Genomic DNA, 17,579 nt, shown 5'->3' with positions numbered 1-17,579 from the left:
AGCCTTTGCATGAGTAAGCATCAACAACAACCTGCCTCCTTCCTGGAGCGGTTGATCTTCAACAATCGCCCGGCCGTGATTCTGCTGTGCCTGTTGATCAGTCTGTTTCTGTTTTTCCAGGCGGCGCAGGTGCGTCCGCAGACCAGCTTCGAGAAGATGATTCCGCTGGGGCATCCGTATATTCAGAAGATGCTTGAGCACCGCAATGACCTGGCGAACCTGGGTAACACCGTGCGTATCTCGGTGGAAGCGGTGGATGGCGATATCTTCAGCAAGGAATACATGGAGACGTTGCGTCAGATCAACGACGAAGCCTTCTATATTCCGGGTGTCGACCGTTCCGGCCTGAAGTCGCTGTGGAGCCCAAGCGTACGCTGGACCGAAGTGACTGAAGAAGGTTTTGCCGGCGGCGAAGTGATTCCGCAAACCTACGACGGTTCTTCGGAAAGCCTTGAGGAGCTGCGCAGCAACATCCTCAAGTCCGGGCAAATTGGCCGTTTGGTGGCCAACAACTTCAAGTCGAGCATCGTTGACTTGCCGTTGCTGGAGACCTATGCCGACCCGAATGATCAGAGCAAGCAGATCCCACTGGATTACCAGAAGTTCTCCCACGAGCTGGAAGAGAAGATCCGCGACAAGTACCAGGCGCAGAATCCCAACGTCAAAATCCATATTATTGGCTTCGCCAAGAAAGTGGGTGACTTGATCGATGGTCTGATTGGTGTAGCGCTGTTCTTTGCCGTGGCAATCGCCATTACCTTTGTTCTGTTGCTGTGGTTCACCCACTGCTTCAAGAGCACCCTGGCGGTGGTCGTGGCTACCTTGATCGCGGTGGTCTGGCAGCTGGGTCTGTTGCATACCCTGGGCTTCGGGCTTGATCCATACTCGATGCTGGTGCCGTTCCTGGTCTTCGCCATTGGTATTTCCCACGGTGTACAGAAGATCAACGGCATCGCCATGGCATCGGGCGAGGCAACTGATTCACTGTCCGCTGCACGAATGGCTTTCCGTCAGCTGTTTGTTCCGGGCCTGGTGGCGCTGCTGTCGGATGCTGTGGGTTTTATCACCCTGCTGCTGATCGATATCGGTGTGATCCGTGAGCTGGCCATCGGCGCATCCATGGGTGTGGCGGTGATCATTCTGACCAACCTGATTCTGCTGCCCGTGATGATTTCCTACGTCGGCATCAGCAAGAAGGCGGTGAAGATCAGCCGCGAAGAGGCCACCAAGGAACATCCGTTCTGGCGCTTCCTGTCCAAGTGCGCACACCCGATGGTGGCGCCGATTTCCGTGGTGGTGGCTATCGCGGCACTGGCCGGTGGCGTGTGGTACGGGCAGAACCTGAAAATCGGTGACCTCGATCAGGGTGCGCCTGAGCTGCATCCGGATTCGCGCTACAACCTGGATAACGATTTCGTCATCCGCAACTACTCCACCAGCTCCGATGTACTGGTGATCATGGTCAAGACGGCGGCTGAAGGCTGCTCGACTTACCCGACTCTGTCGGCCATGGATGAGTTGATGTGGAAGATGGAGAACACCGAAGGCGTGCAGTCGGCCATTTCCATGGTCACCGTGTCGCGTCAGGTGATCAAGGGCATGAACGAGGGCAACCTGAAGTGGGAAACCCTGTCGCGTAACCAGGATGTGCTGAACAACTCCATTGCCCGGGCCGACGGCCTGTACAACGGTGATTGCTCGGTGGCACCGCTGCTGGTGTTCCTCACCGACCACAAGGCGGAGACTCTTACCCGCGTTGTTGATGTTGCCGAAGACTTTGCCAAGCAGAACAACAGAGAAGGCCTGGAGTTCATCCTGGCAGCCGGTAACGCCGGGATCGAGGCGGCTACCAATGAGGTGATCGCAGCGTCTGAAACCACCATGTTGATCGCGGTGTATGCGGCCGTGAGCATCATGTGCCTGCTGACCTTCCGCTCGCTGGCTGCCACTCTCTGTGTGATCCTGCCGCTGGTGCTGACTTCAGTGCTGGGTAACGCCCTGATGGCCTATATGGGCATCGGTGTGAAGGTGGCGACTCTGCCGGTAATTGCTCTGGGCGTGGGTATCGGTGTCGACTATGGCATCTATATCTACAGCCGTCTGGAGACATACCTGCGCCAGGGTCTGTCGCTGCAGGACGCTTACTACGAGACGCTCAAGTCGACCGGTAAAGCGGTGCTGTTCACCGGCGTCTGTCTGGCGATTGGTGTGGCGACTTGGATCTTCTCGGCGATCAAGTTCCAGGCCGACATGGGCCTGATGCTGACCTTTATGTTCCTCTGGAACATGATCGGCGCGATCTGGCTGCTGCCTGCACTTGCACGCTTCCTGATCAACCCGGAGAAACTGCGCAACAAGGCCTAAGCCTGATACGCAGTAGCCACACTAAAAACCGCGGCCCTTGGGTCGCGGTTTTTTATTGTCTGTGGGGCAGGTTGCAGAGGGCTTCTGTAGGAGCGGGCTTGGTCGTGATGTCATGCAATGCTAACGGCTGAGGCCCACAGGCTCTGTGCCTCGTGTTAGACGGCCGACGTGTAACCCATCAGGCAAGGTAAGCCGATTAGCGCTTGTTGGGTTAGGTGGCACAACAGGTGTGTAATTGCGGCTCAGCTCCGGCGTGTGGCATTACCTATCTACAACAGGTGACTGCTACAAGCCTACGCCTCGTAGCTTGTGCTGTTGGGACTACCGATTAGCGCGGATACAGCGGAGGCAAGGCACTGGTGTCCGGGTTAGCGGTGCTTTCGAGGTCTTCTACGGCAGGTAGGCTGCGAATCGCCAGCCATAGGTTGCGGCCTTGCCAGTGCTGACCGCTCTCGCTGTACAGCGCGCCATTCAGGCCGTCGAGGGCGTCGGATAGCGGGGTAAAGCGCGCGGCCATATCGGCCAGGGTTTCCGGTTGCTGACGGGCCCAGGCGTCCAGCGCATGGCGAGTGGCCTGCGAGTCGTTGGCCAGGCAGCTGCGTTTGAGGTCATCAAGCAGGTTGCGTTGGCTGGGGCCAGTCTGCTGGCTAGGCAATACGGGAGGCTGACGGCGCGCGCGCCACCACAAGGTAAAGCCGAGCAAAGTGGTCAGACTCAGCAGCGCGCTGCTAAGTTGCCAGGGCCAAAGTTGTACGTCGACTGTTTCGCTGACAGTGGGGCGTGCTGTTTCAACCGGTAGGGTTTCCAGGTTCGGGTTGGCGGCCACCTGCAGGTTACGCGCGGGCAGGCTGCTGCGTTCGAGCTGATCGGTCGTGGTGTTCCACCACAGCACTTCGATTGCCGGCAGGGTAATTTCGCCTTCACGGTTGGCCACCAGTGCTTCACGTTCTTCACGGCTGGCTACCAGACCGTTGTCATTGGCCTGGTTGGCTAATTGGGGTTGATCGGGGTAACGGCGCAGGCCGGCAACCTGGGTGGCTGGCAAGGGCGGCAATTGCGCGCTGGCCAGGCCTTCGACCTTGAGCAGTAGGCTGCGGGTCAGCGAGTCGCCGACGCGGGCGGTTTCCGGCTGCGGACTCCAGACTTCACTCAGGCTCAGTGCGCGGGCTGGCAGCCAGGGCGCGTCGGCCGGGTAGCTGGCCGGCTTGGCTTTTACCGTCAGCGGGATTTCCGGCGAACGAACCCGTACCACCTTGCCTGGGCGTGGGCCAAAAGGGTTGTAGGCATTACTGCTGGAGCGATCAACTGCGGTGGCGGTGAAGGCCTGTGAGGGGATCAGCAGATCGCCACTTTCCTGGGGGAAGATCGCGTAACGCAGCTCGATCACGCCATGGCGCACGCCGTTGATGTCTTTCTCATAGGTGCGCGGTTCGCCGAGCGCTTCTACGCGTGCCTGGGGCATCTCCAGTTGGGTCAGGCTGCTGTCGTCGTAAAGCGAAACGGAGTGATAGATGCGCAGCGTCAACACGGTTTGCGCCTGCACGTAGATGCTTTCCTGATCAAGGCTGGCGTCGATAAACACCGGGGCCATGCGACTGTCATTGGCGCTGGCGGCCTGTTGTACGTGCAGGGTGATTGGCTCACTTTGCAGCTGGCCAAGGTTCAGTGGAGGGATCACCACATAACCGCTGTGTTTGGGCTGCATGGTGACGATCCAGCGGGTGCTAGCTTGTGCGCCGTTGCTGCCGCTGGTCAGGCGGTTGACCTGGCGGGTACCGAGCACCTCGAACAGCTCGTTAAGCGGCTGCAGATCGGGCTTGCCGAACAGCGTGGCGTCATTCGACTCCAGAGTCAGTTCAACGCTCTCGCCGGCATCCAGGCGGGTGCGGTCAACGCTGGCTGTAAGGCTTTGCGCGCTGACATTCATGGCCAACAGGCCAAGCAGAAGGGTACAGAGCAGTCGGCTCATTGCAGTTGTTCCTGGCGCTGTTGTTGTTCCAGCCTGAATTTACGCCGCAGCAGTTCGCCCGGATCATCAGGGATCTGCCGTAGCCATTGTTCCAGTGCCTGACGACGTTCGCCGTCGAGGGGCGGCTCGGCGCTGGCAATCTGTTCTTCGCCGCTGTCGCTGTTATCTTCTTCTGGTTGTTTTGGCGGAGTATCTGCGTCTTCGTCTGCGCCGGGTTGTGCGGGTTTTTCACCCTCATCTTCAGGCTCTGACGGTTTGGCCGGTGATTGCTTGGCCTGCTGCTGGGCATTTGGGGCGGACTGGCCTGCTTGTGGCTGGCTGCTGGGCTGATTCTGCTGTTCGTTGGATTCTTGCGGTTTGTCGGCTTGATTCTGTTGTTGCTGTTGGTTCTGGCGCAGCAGTTCTTCGACCAGAGCTTTGTTCTTTTGTGCCTGAGCCAAGTCGGGCTGCAACTCCAGCGCCTGGGTGTAGGCATCCACGGCGGCTTCCAGTTCATTGCTGCGTGCCAGGGCGTTGCCACGGTTGTAGTGGTCACTGGCAGTTTCGCCATTGGCGAAGCGTTCGGCGGCCGCAGCGTAGTCGCCGGCCTGGTAGAGCGCCTGGCCTTGCCAGCGCGGATCGTTGAAACGCTGCGCCGCTGCCGCCGGTTGTTGCGCCTCAAGCAGGCGCTGGCCTTGCTGGTCTGCACGCAGCCAGAGGTCGTCGAAGCTGAAGGCGTAGCTGTTCTGCGGCAGGCTCAGCAATACCAGCGGCAAGCACAGTAGCCAGCCGCGACGGGCAGCGCAGGCGGCGAGTAACAGCAGGGGCAGGAGCAGCCAGTGGCTCTGGTCAGCCCAGGCTTGTAGGCGGGTCAGCTCGCCATCGCGGCGTACCTCTTGCGGCGCATTCAACAGGCCGAGATTGCGCAGGTCACGTTCGTCGAGAGTGACGCCCTGATACTGGCCTCCCAGCTCATTGGCAAAGCGCTTGAGGCCGTTGCTGTCCAGGCGCGGTAGCAGGATGGTGCCTTGGGCGTCCTTGAGGAACGAGCCGTCTTCCTGAATGATCGGTGCGCCCTGGGTGCTACCAATCCCGAGAATATGCAGGCGCTCGCCACGGCGGCCGAGGGCTTGGCTGATGGCTTGGCGTTGTGCTTCATCGAGGCTGCTGGTCAGCAGCAACAAGCGGCCATTGCCCTGGGCGCCCTGTTCGAGCAGTTGCAGGGCCTTGGCCACGGCTAGGTCGGCGCGCTTGCCTGGCTCGGGCATGATCCCCGGATTCAGCGCGTCGAGCAGGTTGCGGCTGGTGGCCAGATCGTCGGACAGTGGCACCAGGGTATGTGCGCTGCCGGCATACACAACGATGGCGGTTTGCGCGTCCTGGCGCGCTTCCAGCAGGTCAAGCAGCTTGCGCTTGGCTTGGGCCAGGCGATTGGGTGAGGCGTCGCTGGCGAGCATCTCGGGGGTCAGTTCGAGCAGTACCACAAGCGGGTCGGCCGGTTTTGGATTTTGCTGCTCAATGCGTTGCCAGCTGGGGCCAAGCAACGCCAGTAGGGCGAGCAGCCAGGCCAGACCGAGGGCCAGCCAGGGCAGGCGACTGTTGCGCCCGCCAGTGGCGGTCAGCAGCGCTGCCTGGAAAGCGCTCGGCAGTAGGGCTTGCCAGCGGCCGCTACGTTTTTCCCGGTGCCAGAGTTGCCAGAGCAGGATGCCCAGCAGCGGAATCAGCAGCAGCCAGAAGGGCCGTTGCCAGTGCGGCCAGAGGCTGGTCAGTTCGCTCATGACTGTTTCCTCCGCAACCGTATCAGCTGATTGCGCCAACGTTGTTGCAGGCTCGGCCAGAGTGTCTGGCTGGCCAGCAGCAGGCTGAGTAGCAGGGCCAGGCCCAGGGGCCAGGGATAGAGGGGCAGGGTTGGTCGCGCCAGGGTTGGTTTCTGTGCCACCGGCTCCAGGCGGTCGAGGGTCGCTTCGATGGCTTGCAGCTCTTCGCTGTCGCGGGCGCGGAAGTATTCGCCGCCGGTGGCCTCGGCAATTGCGCGCAGGCTTGGCTCGTCAAGATCGATGCCGGGGTTGAAACCGAGCATGCCCAGCACGCCGCCCTGTTCGGGGTCGGCGCCAATGCCAATGGGGTAGATGGTGATGTTTTCCTCGGCGGCCAGACGCGCTGCAGTCATAGGATCAATCTCGCCACCATTGTTGGCGCCGTCGGTGACTAGTACCAGTACGCGACTTTGCGCGGGACGCTCGCGCAGGCGTTTGACGGCCAAGCCAATGGCATCGCCGATGGCGGTCTGTGGCCCAGCGATATTTTTCTGCGCCTCATCCAGCCAGGTGTGCACGGTCTGTCGATCGAAGGTCAGGGGCGACTGCAGATAAGCCCGGCTGCCGAACAGAATCAGGCCGACCCGATCACCTTGGCGGCCGTCGATAAAGTCGCCGAGCAGATGTTTGACCAGGGTTAGGCGGCTGACTTCCTGGTCTTCCCATGCCATGTCGGCGTAATCCATGGAGCCGGATACATCCACCGCCAGTAATAAGTCGCGGCCGCTGGCCGGCAATGGCAAGGGTTCACCCAGCCATTGTGGGCGTGCGCAGGCCAGCAGCAGCAAGAGCCAGATCAGCGCAAACGGCGCCTGTTGCCGCAGGGCCGGCAGTCGCACGCGGGCGCGGCGGCCGCTCAAACCTTCCAGCTCGGCCAGAAAGCTGATTTTCAGCGCCGCCTCGCCGCTGTCCGCAGGCGGCAATAACGCGCGCAACAGCCAGGGCAATGGAGCGAGGAGAAAGGCCCAGGGCCAGGCAAACTCAAACATGTTTGCGAATCCAGATCGCCACGGCCTGGTTGAGGCCGGCGATGGCCTTGTCATCCAGACTGCAGTGCGGGCGATAGGCACCTTCCACCAGGATCATCCAGCGGGTCAGGCCGGCTGCTGGGCAACGGCTGTCGAGAAAGGCCAGCCAGGCGCGGCTGCTGAGGATATGGCTTTGGCTTTGCGGGTAACGCTCGCGGCACAGGCGCTTGAGGATGGCGTTGAGTTGCTGCAGCCACGGGCCGGCATCGGCGCCGTCATAGGGCTTTTTCAGTTGTTCGAGTTCGGTCAGTGCAGCCTGGCGCAGCGGTTCGAGAGCCGTTTCATCTGAGGCGCTAGCAGCTTTACGTGGCAGGCGTTTCAGCAGCTTGAAACCTGCCCACAACACCAGCGGTAAGAGAACCGCAAGCAGCCACCAGCCGGGTGCTGGCGGCCACCAGCTGATGGGCGCAGGGGCGATCAGCGGTTCAAGTTGGTCCAGCGGGTTCACAGGGTCTTCCTCGGGCGCTGGGCGTTCAGGTGTTCTCGCAGCTGCTCGATCATCTCGCTCTGGGTATTCAGCGCCAGCAGCGGCACGCCGAGTTTCTGCGCCAGGCGTTGCCAGCGCGCCTGGCGCGCATCGGCCAGGCTGCGGTAAGCCTGGCGCAGCTCGGCGTCCTGGGTGTCGAGTTCCAGCTGTGCGCCGTGCTCGGTAAAACGCAGCAAGCCGGCATTCGGCAGGGCGTGGTCGAGTGGGTCGGATACTGGCAGCAGCAACAGGTCGGTGTGCCGCGCTAGCAGCAGCAACTGCTGTTCACTGCTGTCGGTCAAGGTGCGCTCATCACACAGAATCACCACCAGACTGCCAGGGCGGAGCACTTCGCGGGCGCGCCGCAGGGCCAGGCCGAAGCTGTCACGTCCGCCCTGAGTGTCGTTGCTCAGGGTCTGGTTGGCTTTGGCCAGACGGCTGAGCAGTTGCAGCAGGCTCTGTTTGCTGCGCCGTGGTTTGATTTCGTGGTGTTCCAAGTCGCCAAATACCAGGCCGCCAATACGGTCGTTATGGCCCAGTGCGGCCCAGCCGATTAGGCTGGCAGCCTGTGCCGCCAGCACGGACTTGAACATCAGCCCGGAGCCGAAGAACAGCCGCTTGCTCTGCTCGACCATGATGTAGATCGGTCGCTCGCGTTCTTCATGGAACAGCTTGGTGTGCGGCTCCTGGGTACGCGCGGTTACGCGCCAATCGATGGTGCGTACATCGTCGCCTGGCTGGTACACGCGCACCTGATCGAAGTCCACGCCGCGTCCACGCAGCTTGGAGTGGTGCAGACCAATCAGTGGGCTGCGCCTTGCCGGAGTGGAAAACAGCTGCACTTCACGCACACGATGGCGCATCTCGATCAGTTCACCGAGGCTGACGCGAATACCGGGCTGCGTGGGTTGGTCGTGCATGGTGGTTAGGCGACCGCCACGACGTCGAGAATGCGCTGTACCACGCGGTCCTGGTCGATACCGGCAGCTTCCGCTTCGAACGACAGAATGATGCGGTGACGCAGCACGTCGAACAGCACTGCCTGGATATCTTCCGGGCTGACGAAATCCCGCCCTGCCAGCCAGGCGTGTGCGCGTGAGCAACGATCCAGGGCTATCGAGCCGCGTGGGCTGGCGCCGTAGGCAATCCACTCAGCCAGTTCCGGGTCGAACTTGGCCGGGGTGCGCGAGGCCATTACCAGTTGCACCAGGTATTCCTCCACCGCATCGGCCATATACAGGCCGAGGATTTCCTGGCGCGCGGCAAAGATTGCCTGCTGGCTGACCAACTGCTCGGGTTTGGTCTCACCGTTGAGCGCTTCGCCCCGCGCTTGGGCGAGGATCTTGCGTTCCACGCTGGCGTCCGGGAAGCCGATCTTCACGTGCATCAGAAAACGGTCGAGCTGGGCTTCGGGTAGCGGGTAGGTGCCTTCCTGCTCAATCGGGTTCTGTGTGGCCATCACCAGAAACAGCGGCGACAGGTGATAGGTGCTGCGCCCCACGCTGACCTGACGCTCGGCCATGGCTTCGAGCAGCGCCGATTGCACCTTGGCCGGTGCGCGGTTGATTTCATCAGCCAGCACCAGGTTGTGGAAGATCGGCCCCTGCTGGAACACGAAGCTGCCGGTTTCCGGGCGATAGATCTCTGTTCCGGTGATATCCGCCGGTAGCAGGTCGGGGGTGAACTGGATACGGTGGAACTCGGCCTCGATACCTTCGGCCAGTTCCTTGATCGCCTTGGTCTTGGCCAGACCAGGTGCGCCCTCAACCAGCATGTGACCATCGGCGAGTAAGGCAATCAGCAGCCTTTCGATGAGTTTTTCCTGGCCGAGGATCTGGCTTGAAAGAAAATGTCGCAGCGCGACAAGCGCTTCACGGTGTTCCATCGTTAAGCTCATCCAGCAAATGTGACCAGCGGGTCGTGAGACTCGCCAGAGTTAAGTGGCAGCCACTTTAATGCAATCGCTGCCTCCTAGACTAACGTTGAACAACAAGGTTGTGGCGAAGGTCATTACTCGCGACTGCCTTGATCGAGTCCCCTGACGAATAACAAGCCAAACGGAGCAAACCCATGGCGTTCTTTACGGCGGCCAGCAAAGCCGATTTTCAGCATCACCTGCAAACGGCGCTGACGCAGCACGTCAGTGAACAGGCTCTGCCACAAGTAGCCCTGTTCGCCGAGCAATTCTTCGGCATTATCGCCCTTGAGGAGCTGACTCAGCGTCGCCTCTCTGATCTGGTCGGCTGCACATTGTCGTCCTGGCGGCTGCTGGAGCGTTTTGAACCAGCCAAACCTGAAGTGCGGGTATTCAACCCCGATTACGAGAAACACGGCTGGCAGTCCACACACACCGCCGTGGAAATTCTGCACAGCGATATTCCGTTCCTGGTCGACTCGGTGCGCATGGAGCTGAACCGTCGTGGTTACAGCATCCACACCCTGCAGAACAGTGTGTTCAGCGTACGCCGCAACAAAAACGGTGAACTGCAAGAAATCCTGCCCAAAGGCGCTCAAGGTGAGGGCATACAGCAAGAAGCGCTGATGTTCCTTGAGATTGACCGCTGCTCCAATGCCGCTGAACTGAAAACCCTGGAAAAAGCCCTGCACGAGGTATTCAGCGATGTACGCCTGAGTGTGGCTGACTTCCAGCCGATGAAGGCCAAGGCCAAGGAGCTGCGTGCCTGGTTGGATAAGGCCAAGCTCAAGGTTGAAGGGGCTGAGCTGGAAGAGGTTAAGGTGTTCATGAACTGGTTGCTCGATGACCATTTCACCTTCCTCGGTTATGAAGAATTCACCGTGGCTGACAGCGCTGATGGCGGCCGCGTTGTGTATGACGAGAAATCCCTGCTGGGCCTGTCCAAGCGCCTACGCGCTGGTCTGACGGCCGATGACACGCACATCGAAGCAGAGGCGGTCAGCTACCTGCGCGGCTCGCAGCTGCTGTCTTTTGCCAAGGCGGCGGTACCGAGCCGTGTACATCGTCCGGCTTATCCGGATCTGGTGTCGATTCGCGAGTTGGACAGCAAGGGCAATGTGATCAAGGAATGTCGCTTTATGGGGCTCTACACCTCGTCGGTGTATGCCGAGAGCGTGTGGAACATTCCCTATATCCGCCGCAAGGTGGCCGTGATTGAACAGCGTTCGGGCTTCGATAGCAGTGCACACTTGGGTAAGGAACTGGCCCAGGTATTGGAAGTTCTGCCGCGTGACGACTTGTTCCAGACGTCCGTAGATGAGCTGTTCAGCACCACCATGTCGATCGTGCAGATTCAGGAACGCAACAAGATTCGCGTATTCCTGCGCCGCGATCCTTATGGCCGCTTCTGCTACTGCCTGGCTTATGTGCCGCGTGATGTGTACTCCACCGAAACCCGTATGAAAATCCAGCAGGTGCTGATGGAGCGCCTGCAGGCTATCGACTGCGAGTTCTGGACGTTCTTCTCTGAGTCCGTACTGGCACGGGTGCAGTTCATCCTCAAGGTTGATCCGAAGAACCGTGTGCAGATCGATCCTGTGCGCCTGGAGAAAGAAGTCATCCAGGCGTGCCGCTCGTGGAAGGATGACTACACCGGGTTGATGGTGGAAAGCCTCGGAGAGGCTCAGGGCACTGAAGTGCTCAGCGAGTTTCCGGGCGGCTTCCCTGCTGGCTACCGTGAGCGTTTCGCCCCGCATTCGGCGGTGGTGGACATGCAGCACCTGCTCAGCCTGAACAGCGAGCGTCAGCTGGTGATGAGCTTCTATCAGCCGCTGACCCAAGGTGAGCAGCAGTTGCACTGTAAGCTGTACCACGCCGATACACCGCTGCCACTGTCCGACGTGCTGCCGATTCTGGAAAACCTCGGTCTGCGCGTTTTGGGTGAGTTCCCTTACAAGCTGCGCCGCGCTGATGGCCGCGAGTTCTGGATTCACGATTTTGCCTTCACCTATGCCGAAGGCCTGGATGTTGACATCCAGCAGCTCAACGACACCCTGCAGGACGCCTTCGTCAAGATCGTCGGCAGCTCGGCAGAGAATGACGGCTTCAACCGTCTGGTGCTGATGGCCGCCATGCCATGGCGTGATGTGGCGCTGCTGCGCGCCTATGCGCGTTACCTCAAGCAGATTCGCCTGGGCTTCGACCTGAGCTATATCGCCAGCACTCTGGTCAACCACGCAGATATCGCCAAGGAACTGGTGCGCCTGTTCAAGACGCGCTTCTATCTCGCGCGCAAGCTCACCGCCGATGATCTGGAAGACAAGCAGCAGAAACTCGAGCAGGCGATTCTCGCCGCGCTGGATAACGTGGCGGTGCTCAACGAAGACCGCATCCTGCGTCGTTACCTGGATCTGATCAAAGCCACCCTGCGCACCAACTTCTACCAGACCGATGCGGCCGGGCAGAACAAGTCCTACTTCAGCTTCAAGCTGAATCCGCGTGCCATTCCGGATATTCCACGGCCAACGCCGAAGTTCGAGATATTCGTCTACTCGCCGCGTGTCGAAGGTGTACACCTGCGCTTTGGCGACGTGGCCCGTGGTGGCCTGCGTTGGTCGGACCGCGAGGAGGACTACCGTACTGAAGTGCTCGGCCTGGTGAAGGCGCAGCAGGTGAAGAACGCGGTCATCGTGCCGATGGGTGCCAAGGGTGGCTTTATCCCACGGCGCATGCCGCTGGGCGGCTCGCGTGATGAGGTGCTGGCCGAGGGTATTGCCTGCTACCGCATCTTTATCTCGGGGTTGCTGGATCTCACCGATAACCTGAAAGACGGTGCCGTAGTGCCGCCGCAGAACGTGGTACGCCATGACGGCGATGACCCTTACCTGGTGGTTGCTGCGGACAAAGGCACTGCAACCTTCTCCGATATCGCCAATGGCATTGCTGCCGAATACGGCTTCTGGCTGGACGATGCGTTCGCCTCGGGCGGCTCGGCGGGCTATGACCACAAAGGCATGGGTATTACCGCCAAGGGCGGCTGGGTCTCGGTGCAGCGGCACTTCCGTGAGCGCGGCATCGATGTGCAGAAAGATGATGTGACAGTAATTGGCATCGGCGACATGGCGGGTGACGTATTCGGCAACGGCTTGCTGCTGTCGGAAAGCTTGCAGATGGTGGCGGCCTTCAACCATATGCACATCTTTATCGACCCCAACCCGGATGCAGCCAAGAGCTTCGTCGAGCGTAAGCGCATGTTCGATCTGCCGCGCTCCAGCTGGGCTGATTACGACACCAAGCTGATCTCGGCGGGTGGCGGGATCTTCCTGCGCAGTGCCAAAAGCATCGCCATCAGCCCGCAGATGAAAGAGCGCTTCGATATCAGCGCCGACAAGCTGGCGCCGAATGAGCTGCTCAATGCCCTGCTCAAGGCGCCAGTCGATCTGCTGTGGAACGGCGGTATCGGTACATACGTCAAATCCAGCAAGGAAAGCCACGCCGATGTTGGCGACAAGGCTAACGATCTGCTGCGTGTCGATGGCCGCGAACTGCGCGCCAAGGTGGTGGGCGAGGGCGGTAACCTAGGCATGACCCAGCTGGGCCGCGTCGAGTACGGTCTCAATGGCGGCAAGAGCAACACCGACTTTATTGACAACGCCGGTGGGGTGGACTGCTCCGACCACGAGGTAAACATCAAGATCCTGCTCGGTGAAATCGTTGCTGCTGGCGATATGACCGGCAAGCAGCGCAACAAACTGCTGGTGGAAATGACCGATGCAGTTGGCGGTCTGGTGCTGGGCAACAACTACAAGCAGACCCAGGCGCTGTCGCTGGCCGAGCGCCGCGCCCGCGAGCGTGTTGGTGAATACAAGCGTCTGATGAGCGCCCTGGAAGCAGCCGGCAAGCTGGACCGCGCCCTGGAGTTCCTACCCACTGATGATGAGCTGAACGAGCGGACCGCCAAAGGCCTGGGGCTGACCCGGCCGGAACTGTCGGTGCTGATTTCCTACAGCAAGATTGACCTCAAGGAGTCGCTGCTCAAATCCCTGGTGCCAGACGATGAGTACCTGGCGCGCGAGATGGAAACCGCCTTTCCGCCGTTGCTGGCGACGAAGTTTGGTGAGCCGATGCGTCGCCACCGCCTGAAGCGTGAAATCGTCAGCACGCAAATCGCCAACGATCTGGTCAACCACATGGGCATCACCTTCGTGCAGCGCCTGAAGGAGTCCACCGGCATGAGCGCGGCCAATGTTGCCGGCGCTTATGTGATCGTGCGTGATCTGTTCCGCCTGCCGCATTGGTGGCAGCAGATCGAAGCGCTGGACTATAAGGTGTCCGCCGACCTGCAGTTGCAGTTGATGGATGAGCTGATGCGTCTGGGCCGTCGCGCCACACGCTGGTTCCTGCGTAACCGTCGTAATGATCTGGATGCTGCTCGCGATGTGGCGCACTTTGCGCCGCGTATCGAGGCGTTGGTTGGTCGTCTGGACGAGTTGCTTGAAGGGCCGGCCCGTGAACTTTGGTTGGCGCGCTTCCAGGCTTATGTCGAAGCGGGTGTGCCTGAAGAGCTGGCGCGGGTAGTGGCTGGTACCAGCCATCTGTACACCCTGTTGCCGATTATCGAGGCGTCGGATGTGACCGGGCAGGAGCCGGATCGCGTAGCTGCGGCGTACTTTGCCATTGGCGGGTCGCTGGAACTGTCCTGGTACCTGCAACAGATCACCAGCCTGCCGGTGGAAAACAACTGGCAAGCGCTGGCCCGTGAAGCCTTCCGCGATGACCTGGACTGGCAGCAACGCGCCATCACTGTGTCGGTACTGCAAATGGCCGAAGGCCCTGCGGATATCGAAGAGCGGGTCGGCGTATGGCTGGATCAGCACCGCCGTCTGGTGGATCGCTGGAAGGTCATGCTGGGCGAGTTGCGTGCGGCTACCAACACCGATTACGCCATGTACGCTGTGGCTAACCGTGAGTTGATGGACCTGGCACAAAGCGCCTGATGGAAACAGCGCAGGCCTGACCTGCGTTGTTCCTGAAGCAATAAAAAAGCCCCGCGAGTGCGGGGCTTTTTTATGAGCGATGGTTATGTGGCGACTGTGGTTATCAGTCGTCGAAATCCATCCAACCGCCCATCTCTTTCCAACGATTGACGATGCCGCAGAACAGCTCGGCCGTCTTCTCGGTGTCATAGCGGGCCGAGTGTGCTTCCTTGCCGTCGAAGTCAATGTCGGCAGCCTGGCAAGCCTTGGCCAATACCGTCTGGCCATAGGCGAGGCCGGCTAGGGTGGCGGTGTCGAAGCTGGAGAACGGGTGGAACGGGTTGCGCTTGATGCCCGTACGGTTCACCGCAGCATTGAGGAAACCCAGGTCGAAGCTGCTGTTATGGCCGACCAGGATCGCCCGTTTGCAGCTGTTGGATTTCAGTGATTTGCGCAGACTGCGGAAGATTTCCGTCAACGCGTGCTCTTCAGTGACGGCCATGCGCAGCGGGTGGTCGAGTTTGATACCGGTGAAGTCCAGCGCCGCCTGTTCGATATTGGCGCCTTCAAACGGTTCGATACGGAAGAACTGGGTGTGCTCCGGGTAAAGGAAGCCGCCTTCGTCCATGCCAATGGTGGTAGCGGCGATTTCCAGCAGGGCATCGGTGGCGCAGTTGAAACCACCGGTCTCCACATCCACGACTACCGGCAGGTAGCCACGAAAGCGCGCGGCCATCGGATGGCGAGGGCCTGAGTGGCTGTTGCTCTCGGCTTCGTCGTCGTACAGGTCTTCACTCACGCTTGGCGCTCCAACAGACGCCAGCGCAGGGTTTCACCGGCGCGTAGCGGGATAACGGTTTGATCGCCCAGCGGCAAGCTGGCCGGTGCGGTCCAGTCTTCACGCACCAGGGTGATGCTGTCGCTGTTGCGCGGCAGGCCATAAAAGTCCGGGCCGTTGAGGCTGGCGAAGGCTTCCAGCTTGTCCAGCGCATTGCGCTGCTCGAAGGCTTCGGCATACAACTCGATAGCTGCATAGGCGGTGTAGCAACCGGCGCAGCCGCAGGCGGCTTCCTTGGCATGCTTGGCGTGCGGCGCCGAGTCGGTGCCGAGGAAGAACTTGGCGTTACCACTGGTGGCCGCATCCAGCAGGGCATCCTGGTGGGTGTTGCGCTTGAGAATCGGCAGGCAATAGAAGTGCGGGCGAATACCGCCAACCAGCATATGGTTGCGGTTGTACAGCAGGTGGTGCGCGGTGATGGTGGCGCCGACGTTGGCCGAAGCACCTTGCACAAACTCCACCGCATCGCGGGTGGTGATGTGCTCGAACACCACTTTCAGAGTCGGGAAGCGCTCGACCACACGGCTCAAATGCTCGCCGATAAAGACCTTCTCGCGGTCGAATACATCGATCTCGCTGCGCGTCACTTCGCCATGCACCAGCAGCGGCAGGCCGACTTCGGCCATGGCTTCGAGCACCGGGAAAATCTTGTCGATGCTGGTCACGCCAGAATCGGAGTTGGTGGTCGCACCGGCCGGGTAGAGCTTGGCTGCATGCACAAAACCCGAGGCCTTGGCACTACGAACATCTTCTGGCTGGGTCAGGTCGGTAAGGTACAGCACCATCAGCGGTTCGAAGCGGCTGCCAGTTGGGCGGGCGCTGAGAATGCGTTGACGATAGGCGTCGGCTTCACTGGCGTTGCGCACTGGCGGCACCAGGTTGGGCATGATGATGGCGCGGCCGAAGGTGCGGGCTACATCGGCGACTGTATGGGGCAGTACGCCACCGTCACGTAGATGGATATGCCAGTCGTCGGGACGCAGCAGGGTAAGGCGGTCAGTCATGGAAGCTTCCAGGCGGGTAAAACGTGGTGAGAATGCTACCGGAAAAGCCCCGTGGCAGCACGTTGAAAGCGGGGGCGGCGGGTAAAGCTGACTGAAGGCAGGGTTGTGCTGTGGCCTGTCTGCGCAGAGACGTAAAGCGCTGCTCAAGTTTTCCGACTTGGCACCGATAGACAGAGGGTAAGCCGTATTCCCTGGAGTCTGTCGTGCGACCCTATCCACTCGCGGTGCTTTGCCTGCTGGCAAGCCAGCCCGTCCTAGCCATCAGCTTCCAGACTCGTCTGGAGAAGATTGAGTGGCAGGTCGAAGGTGATCAGTTCGAGTGCCGTTTGTCGCAACCGGTTACCGATTTCGGCTCAGGGGTGTTTGTCCGTCGGGCGGGCGAGCAGGTTACCTTCAGCCTGAAAGCCCGCGAGCGCTGGCTAGGTGCGGGCAATGCAACCTTGCTGGCTGCGGCTGCGCCCTGGCAGCCGGGGCGAGGTGATATCAACCTGGGTTCGGTCAGCGTGGTGCCTGCCGAGGTACTGTTTAACAGTTCCCAGGAGCAAGGCGCGCGCTTGCTCACCGGTTTACTTGAAGGCCGCAGCCCCTTGGTGCGCCATCGTGCAGCAATGGGTGGCGATGCGGTTGAGGTGCGTTTGCTACCGGCAAAGTTCAACAAGGCCTATCACGAGTATCTGGATTGCACGGCCAAGCTGCTGCCAGTGAATTTCGATCAGGTACGTAAGAGTCAGGTGGGTTTTCCCGGCGGTGGTGTAGCGCTGGAGCCGCTGGCCCAGGCCAAGCTGGATATCATTCTGAGCTTTCTCAAGGCCGACCCCAGCGTCAATCGCATTCAGCTTGATGGCCATGCGGATAACAGCGGCAATCGCCTGACCAACCGCGACCTATCGCGCCGTCGCGCGCTGGCAGTGATGGAATACCTCAAGGCCAACGGCATTCCTGCTGAGCAGATCACCATGCGCTTTCATGGCGAGCGCTACCCGGTTGTGCCAAATAACAATGAAGCTAACCGGGCGAAGAATCGCCGAGTGACCATCCTCCTTGATCGGGCGCCGGAAGCTGCCGTGCCGCCTGCTCCAGCGCCGACTGCGGCTGACCCAGCGGCCACTTCTTAGCGCCTGCTACTCGTCAGTTGTCCAACAATTATCCGTCGCTTGGTCGTCACAAGCTGTCGCGCCTCTGTAAATCAGGCGGCATGGGCAGTAGAATCGTCGGTTTTCCCG

11 protein-coding genes are annotated in these 17,579 nt (G+C 60.4%); 3 read left to right on the top strand and 8 right to left on the bottom strand.

What is annotated here, in order from left to right; genetic code table 11:
- Positions 1-9: 9 nt before the first annotated feature.
- Entirely contained in the window at positions 10-2,364 is a 2,355-nt protein-coding gene (locus tag ACIGEK_RS13760) for an RND family transporter (RefSeq protein ID WP_397493837.1), read from the top strand.
- A 328-nt stretch (positions 2,365-2,692) separates the two neighbouring features.
- Here ACIGEK_RS13760 and ACIGEK_RS13755 read toward each other — a convergent pair whose 3' ends face one another.
- From ACIGEK_RS13755 to ACIGEK_RS13730, 6 genes are read right to left on the bottom strand one after another with little or no spacing between them, the layout of a single operon-like run.
- The gene (locus ACIGEK_RS13755) at positions 2,693-4,333 is read right to left on the bottom strand and encodes a BatD family protein (RefSeq protein WP_397493836.1); all 1,641 of its coding nucleotides are present in this window, start codon (positions 4,331-4,333) and stop codon (positions 2,693-2,695) included.
- Complete coding sequence (locus tag ACIGEK_RS13750; protein ID WP_397493835.1) at positions 4,330-6,090, bottom strand: VWA domain-containing protein; 1,761 nt, start codon at positions 6,088-6,090, stop codon at positions 4,330-4,332. Before ACIGEK_RS13750 ends, ACIGEK_RS13755 begins: the two co-directional genes overlap by 4 nt.
- Positions 6,087-7,118 (bottom strand): vWA domain-containing protein, encoded by a 1,032-nt coding sequence (locus ACIGEK_RS13745; protein ID WP_397493834.1) that lies wholly within the window; start codon positions 7,116-7,118, stop codon positions 6,087-6,089. Before ACIGEK_RS13745 ends, ACIGEK_RS13750 begins: the two co-directional genes overlap by 4 nt.
- Positions 7,111-7,605: a DUF4381 domain-containing protein gene (locus ACIGEK_RS13740; RefSeq protein WP_397493833.1), complete on the bottom strand. Its 495-nt coding sequence runs from the start codon at positions 7,603-7,605 to the stop codon at positions 7,111-7,113. The genes ACIGEK_RS13745 and ACIGEK_RS13740 overlap by 8 nt, the downstream gene beginning before the upstream one ends.
- On the bottom strand, positions 7,602-8,543 hold the full coding sequence (locus tag ACIGEK_RS13735; protein WP_397493832.1) for a DUF58 domain-containing protein: 942 nt from the start codon (positions 8,541-8,543) through the stop codon (positions 7,602-7,604). Before ACIGEK_RS13735 ends, ACIGEK_RS13740 begins: the two co-directional genes overlap by 4 nt.
- A 5-nt stretch (positions 8,544-8,548) precedes the next feature.
- Positions 8,549-9,508, bottom strand: coding sequence for a MoxR family ATPase (locus ACIGEK_RS13730; protein WP_136662503.1), 960 nt, complete (start codon positions 9,506-9,508; stop codon positions 8,549-8,551).
- Positions 9,509-9,693: 185 nt separating this feature from the next.
- On the opposite strand from ACIGEK_RS13730, the gene ACIGEK_RS13725 reads away from it, so the two are divergent.
- Positions 9,694-14,535 (top strand): NAD-glutamate dehydrogenase, encoded by a 4,842-nt coding sequence (locus ACIGEK_RS13725; protein WP_397493831.1) that lies wholly within the window; start codon positions 9,694-9,696, stop codon positions 14,533-14,535.
- A 103-nt stretch (positions 14,536-14,638) separates the two neighbouring features.
- On the opposite strand, the gene rnt is transcribed toward ACIGEK_RS13725, so the two are convergent.
- Entirely contained in the window at positions 14,639-15,313 is a 675-nt protein-coding gene (rnt, locus tag ACIGEK_RS13720) for a ribonuclease T (protein WP_397493830.1), read from the bottom strand.
- The gene (pyrC, locus tag ACIGEK_RS13715; protein WP_397493829.1) at positions 15,310-16,356 is read right to left on the bottom strand and encodes a dihydroorotase; all 1,047 of its coding nucleotides are present in this window, start codon (positions 16,354-16,356) and stop codon (positions 15,310-15,312) included. The genes rnt and pyrC overlap by 4 nt, the downstream gene beginning before the upstream one ends.
- Positions 16,357-16,559: 203 nt before the next feature.
- On the opposite strand from pyrC, the gene ACIGEK_RS13710 reads away from it, so the two are divergent.
- Positions 16,560-17,471, top strand: coding sequence for an OmpA family protein (locus ACIGEK_RS13710; protein ID WP_397493828.1), 912 nt, complete (start codon positions 16,560-16,562; stop codon positions 17,469-17,471).
- Positions 17,472-17,579: the final 108 nt, after the last annotated feature.

This window comes from Pseudomonas sp. NPDC079086, assembly GCF_044542155.1.
In the GTDB taxonomy this organism is placed as follows: domain Bacteria; phylum Pseudomonadota; class Gammaproteobacteria; order Pseudomonadales; family Pseudomonadaceae; genus Aquipseudomonas.
Note: the sequence above shows the minus strand (reverse complement) of the source record. Positions and strands in the feature narration are given on the sequence as shown.

Excerpts from the sequence above, each read along its gene's own strand:
- ACIGEK_RS13735 (WP_397493832.1), bottom strand. The coding sequence starts at position 8,543 with ATGCACGACCAACCCACGCAGCCCGGTATTCGCGTCAGCCTCGGTGAA.
- ACIGEK_RS13725 (WP_397493831.1), top strand. The coding sequence starts at position 9,694 with ATGGCGTTCTTTACGGCGGCCAGCAAAGCCGATTTTCAGCATCACCTG.
- ACIGEK_RS13760 (WP_397493837.1), top strand. The coding sequence starts at position 10 with ATGAGTAAGCATCAACAACAACCTGCCTCCTTCCTGGAGCGGTTGATC.
- ACIGEK_RS13750 (WP_397493835.1), bottom strand. The coding sequence starts at position 6,090 with ATGAGCGAACTGACCAGCCTCTGGCCGCACTGGCAACGGCCCTTCTGG.
- ACIGEK_RS13730 (WP_136662503.1), bottom strand. The coding sequence starts at position 9,508 with ATGGAACACCGTGAAGCGCTTGTCGCGCTGCGACATTTTCTTTCAAGC.
- ACIGEK_RS13745 (WP_397493834.1), bottom strand. The coding sequence starts at position 7,118 with ATGTTTGAGTTTGCCTGGCCCTGGGCCTTTCTCCTCGCTCCATTGCCC.
- pyrC (WP_397493829.1), bottom strand. The coding sequence starts at position 16,356 with ATGACTGACCGCCTTACCCTGCTGCGTCCCGACGACTGGCATATCCAT.
- ACIGEK_RS13755 (WP_397493836.1), bottom strand. The coding sequence starts at position 4,333 with ATGAGCCGACTGCTCTGTACCCTTCTGCTTGGCCTGTTGGCCATGAAT.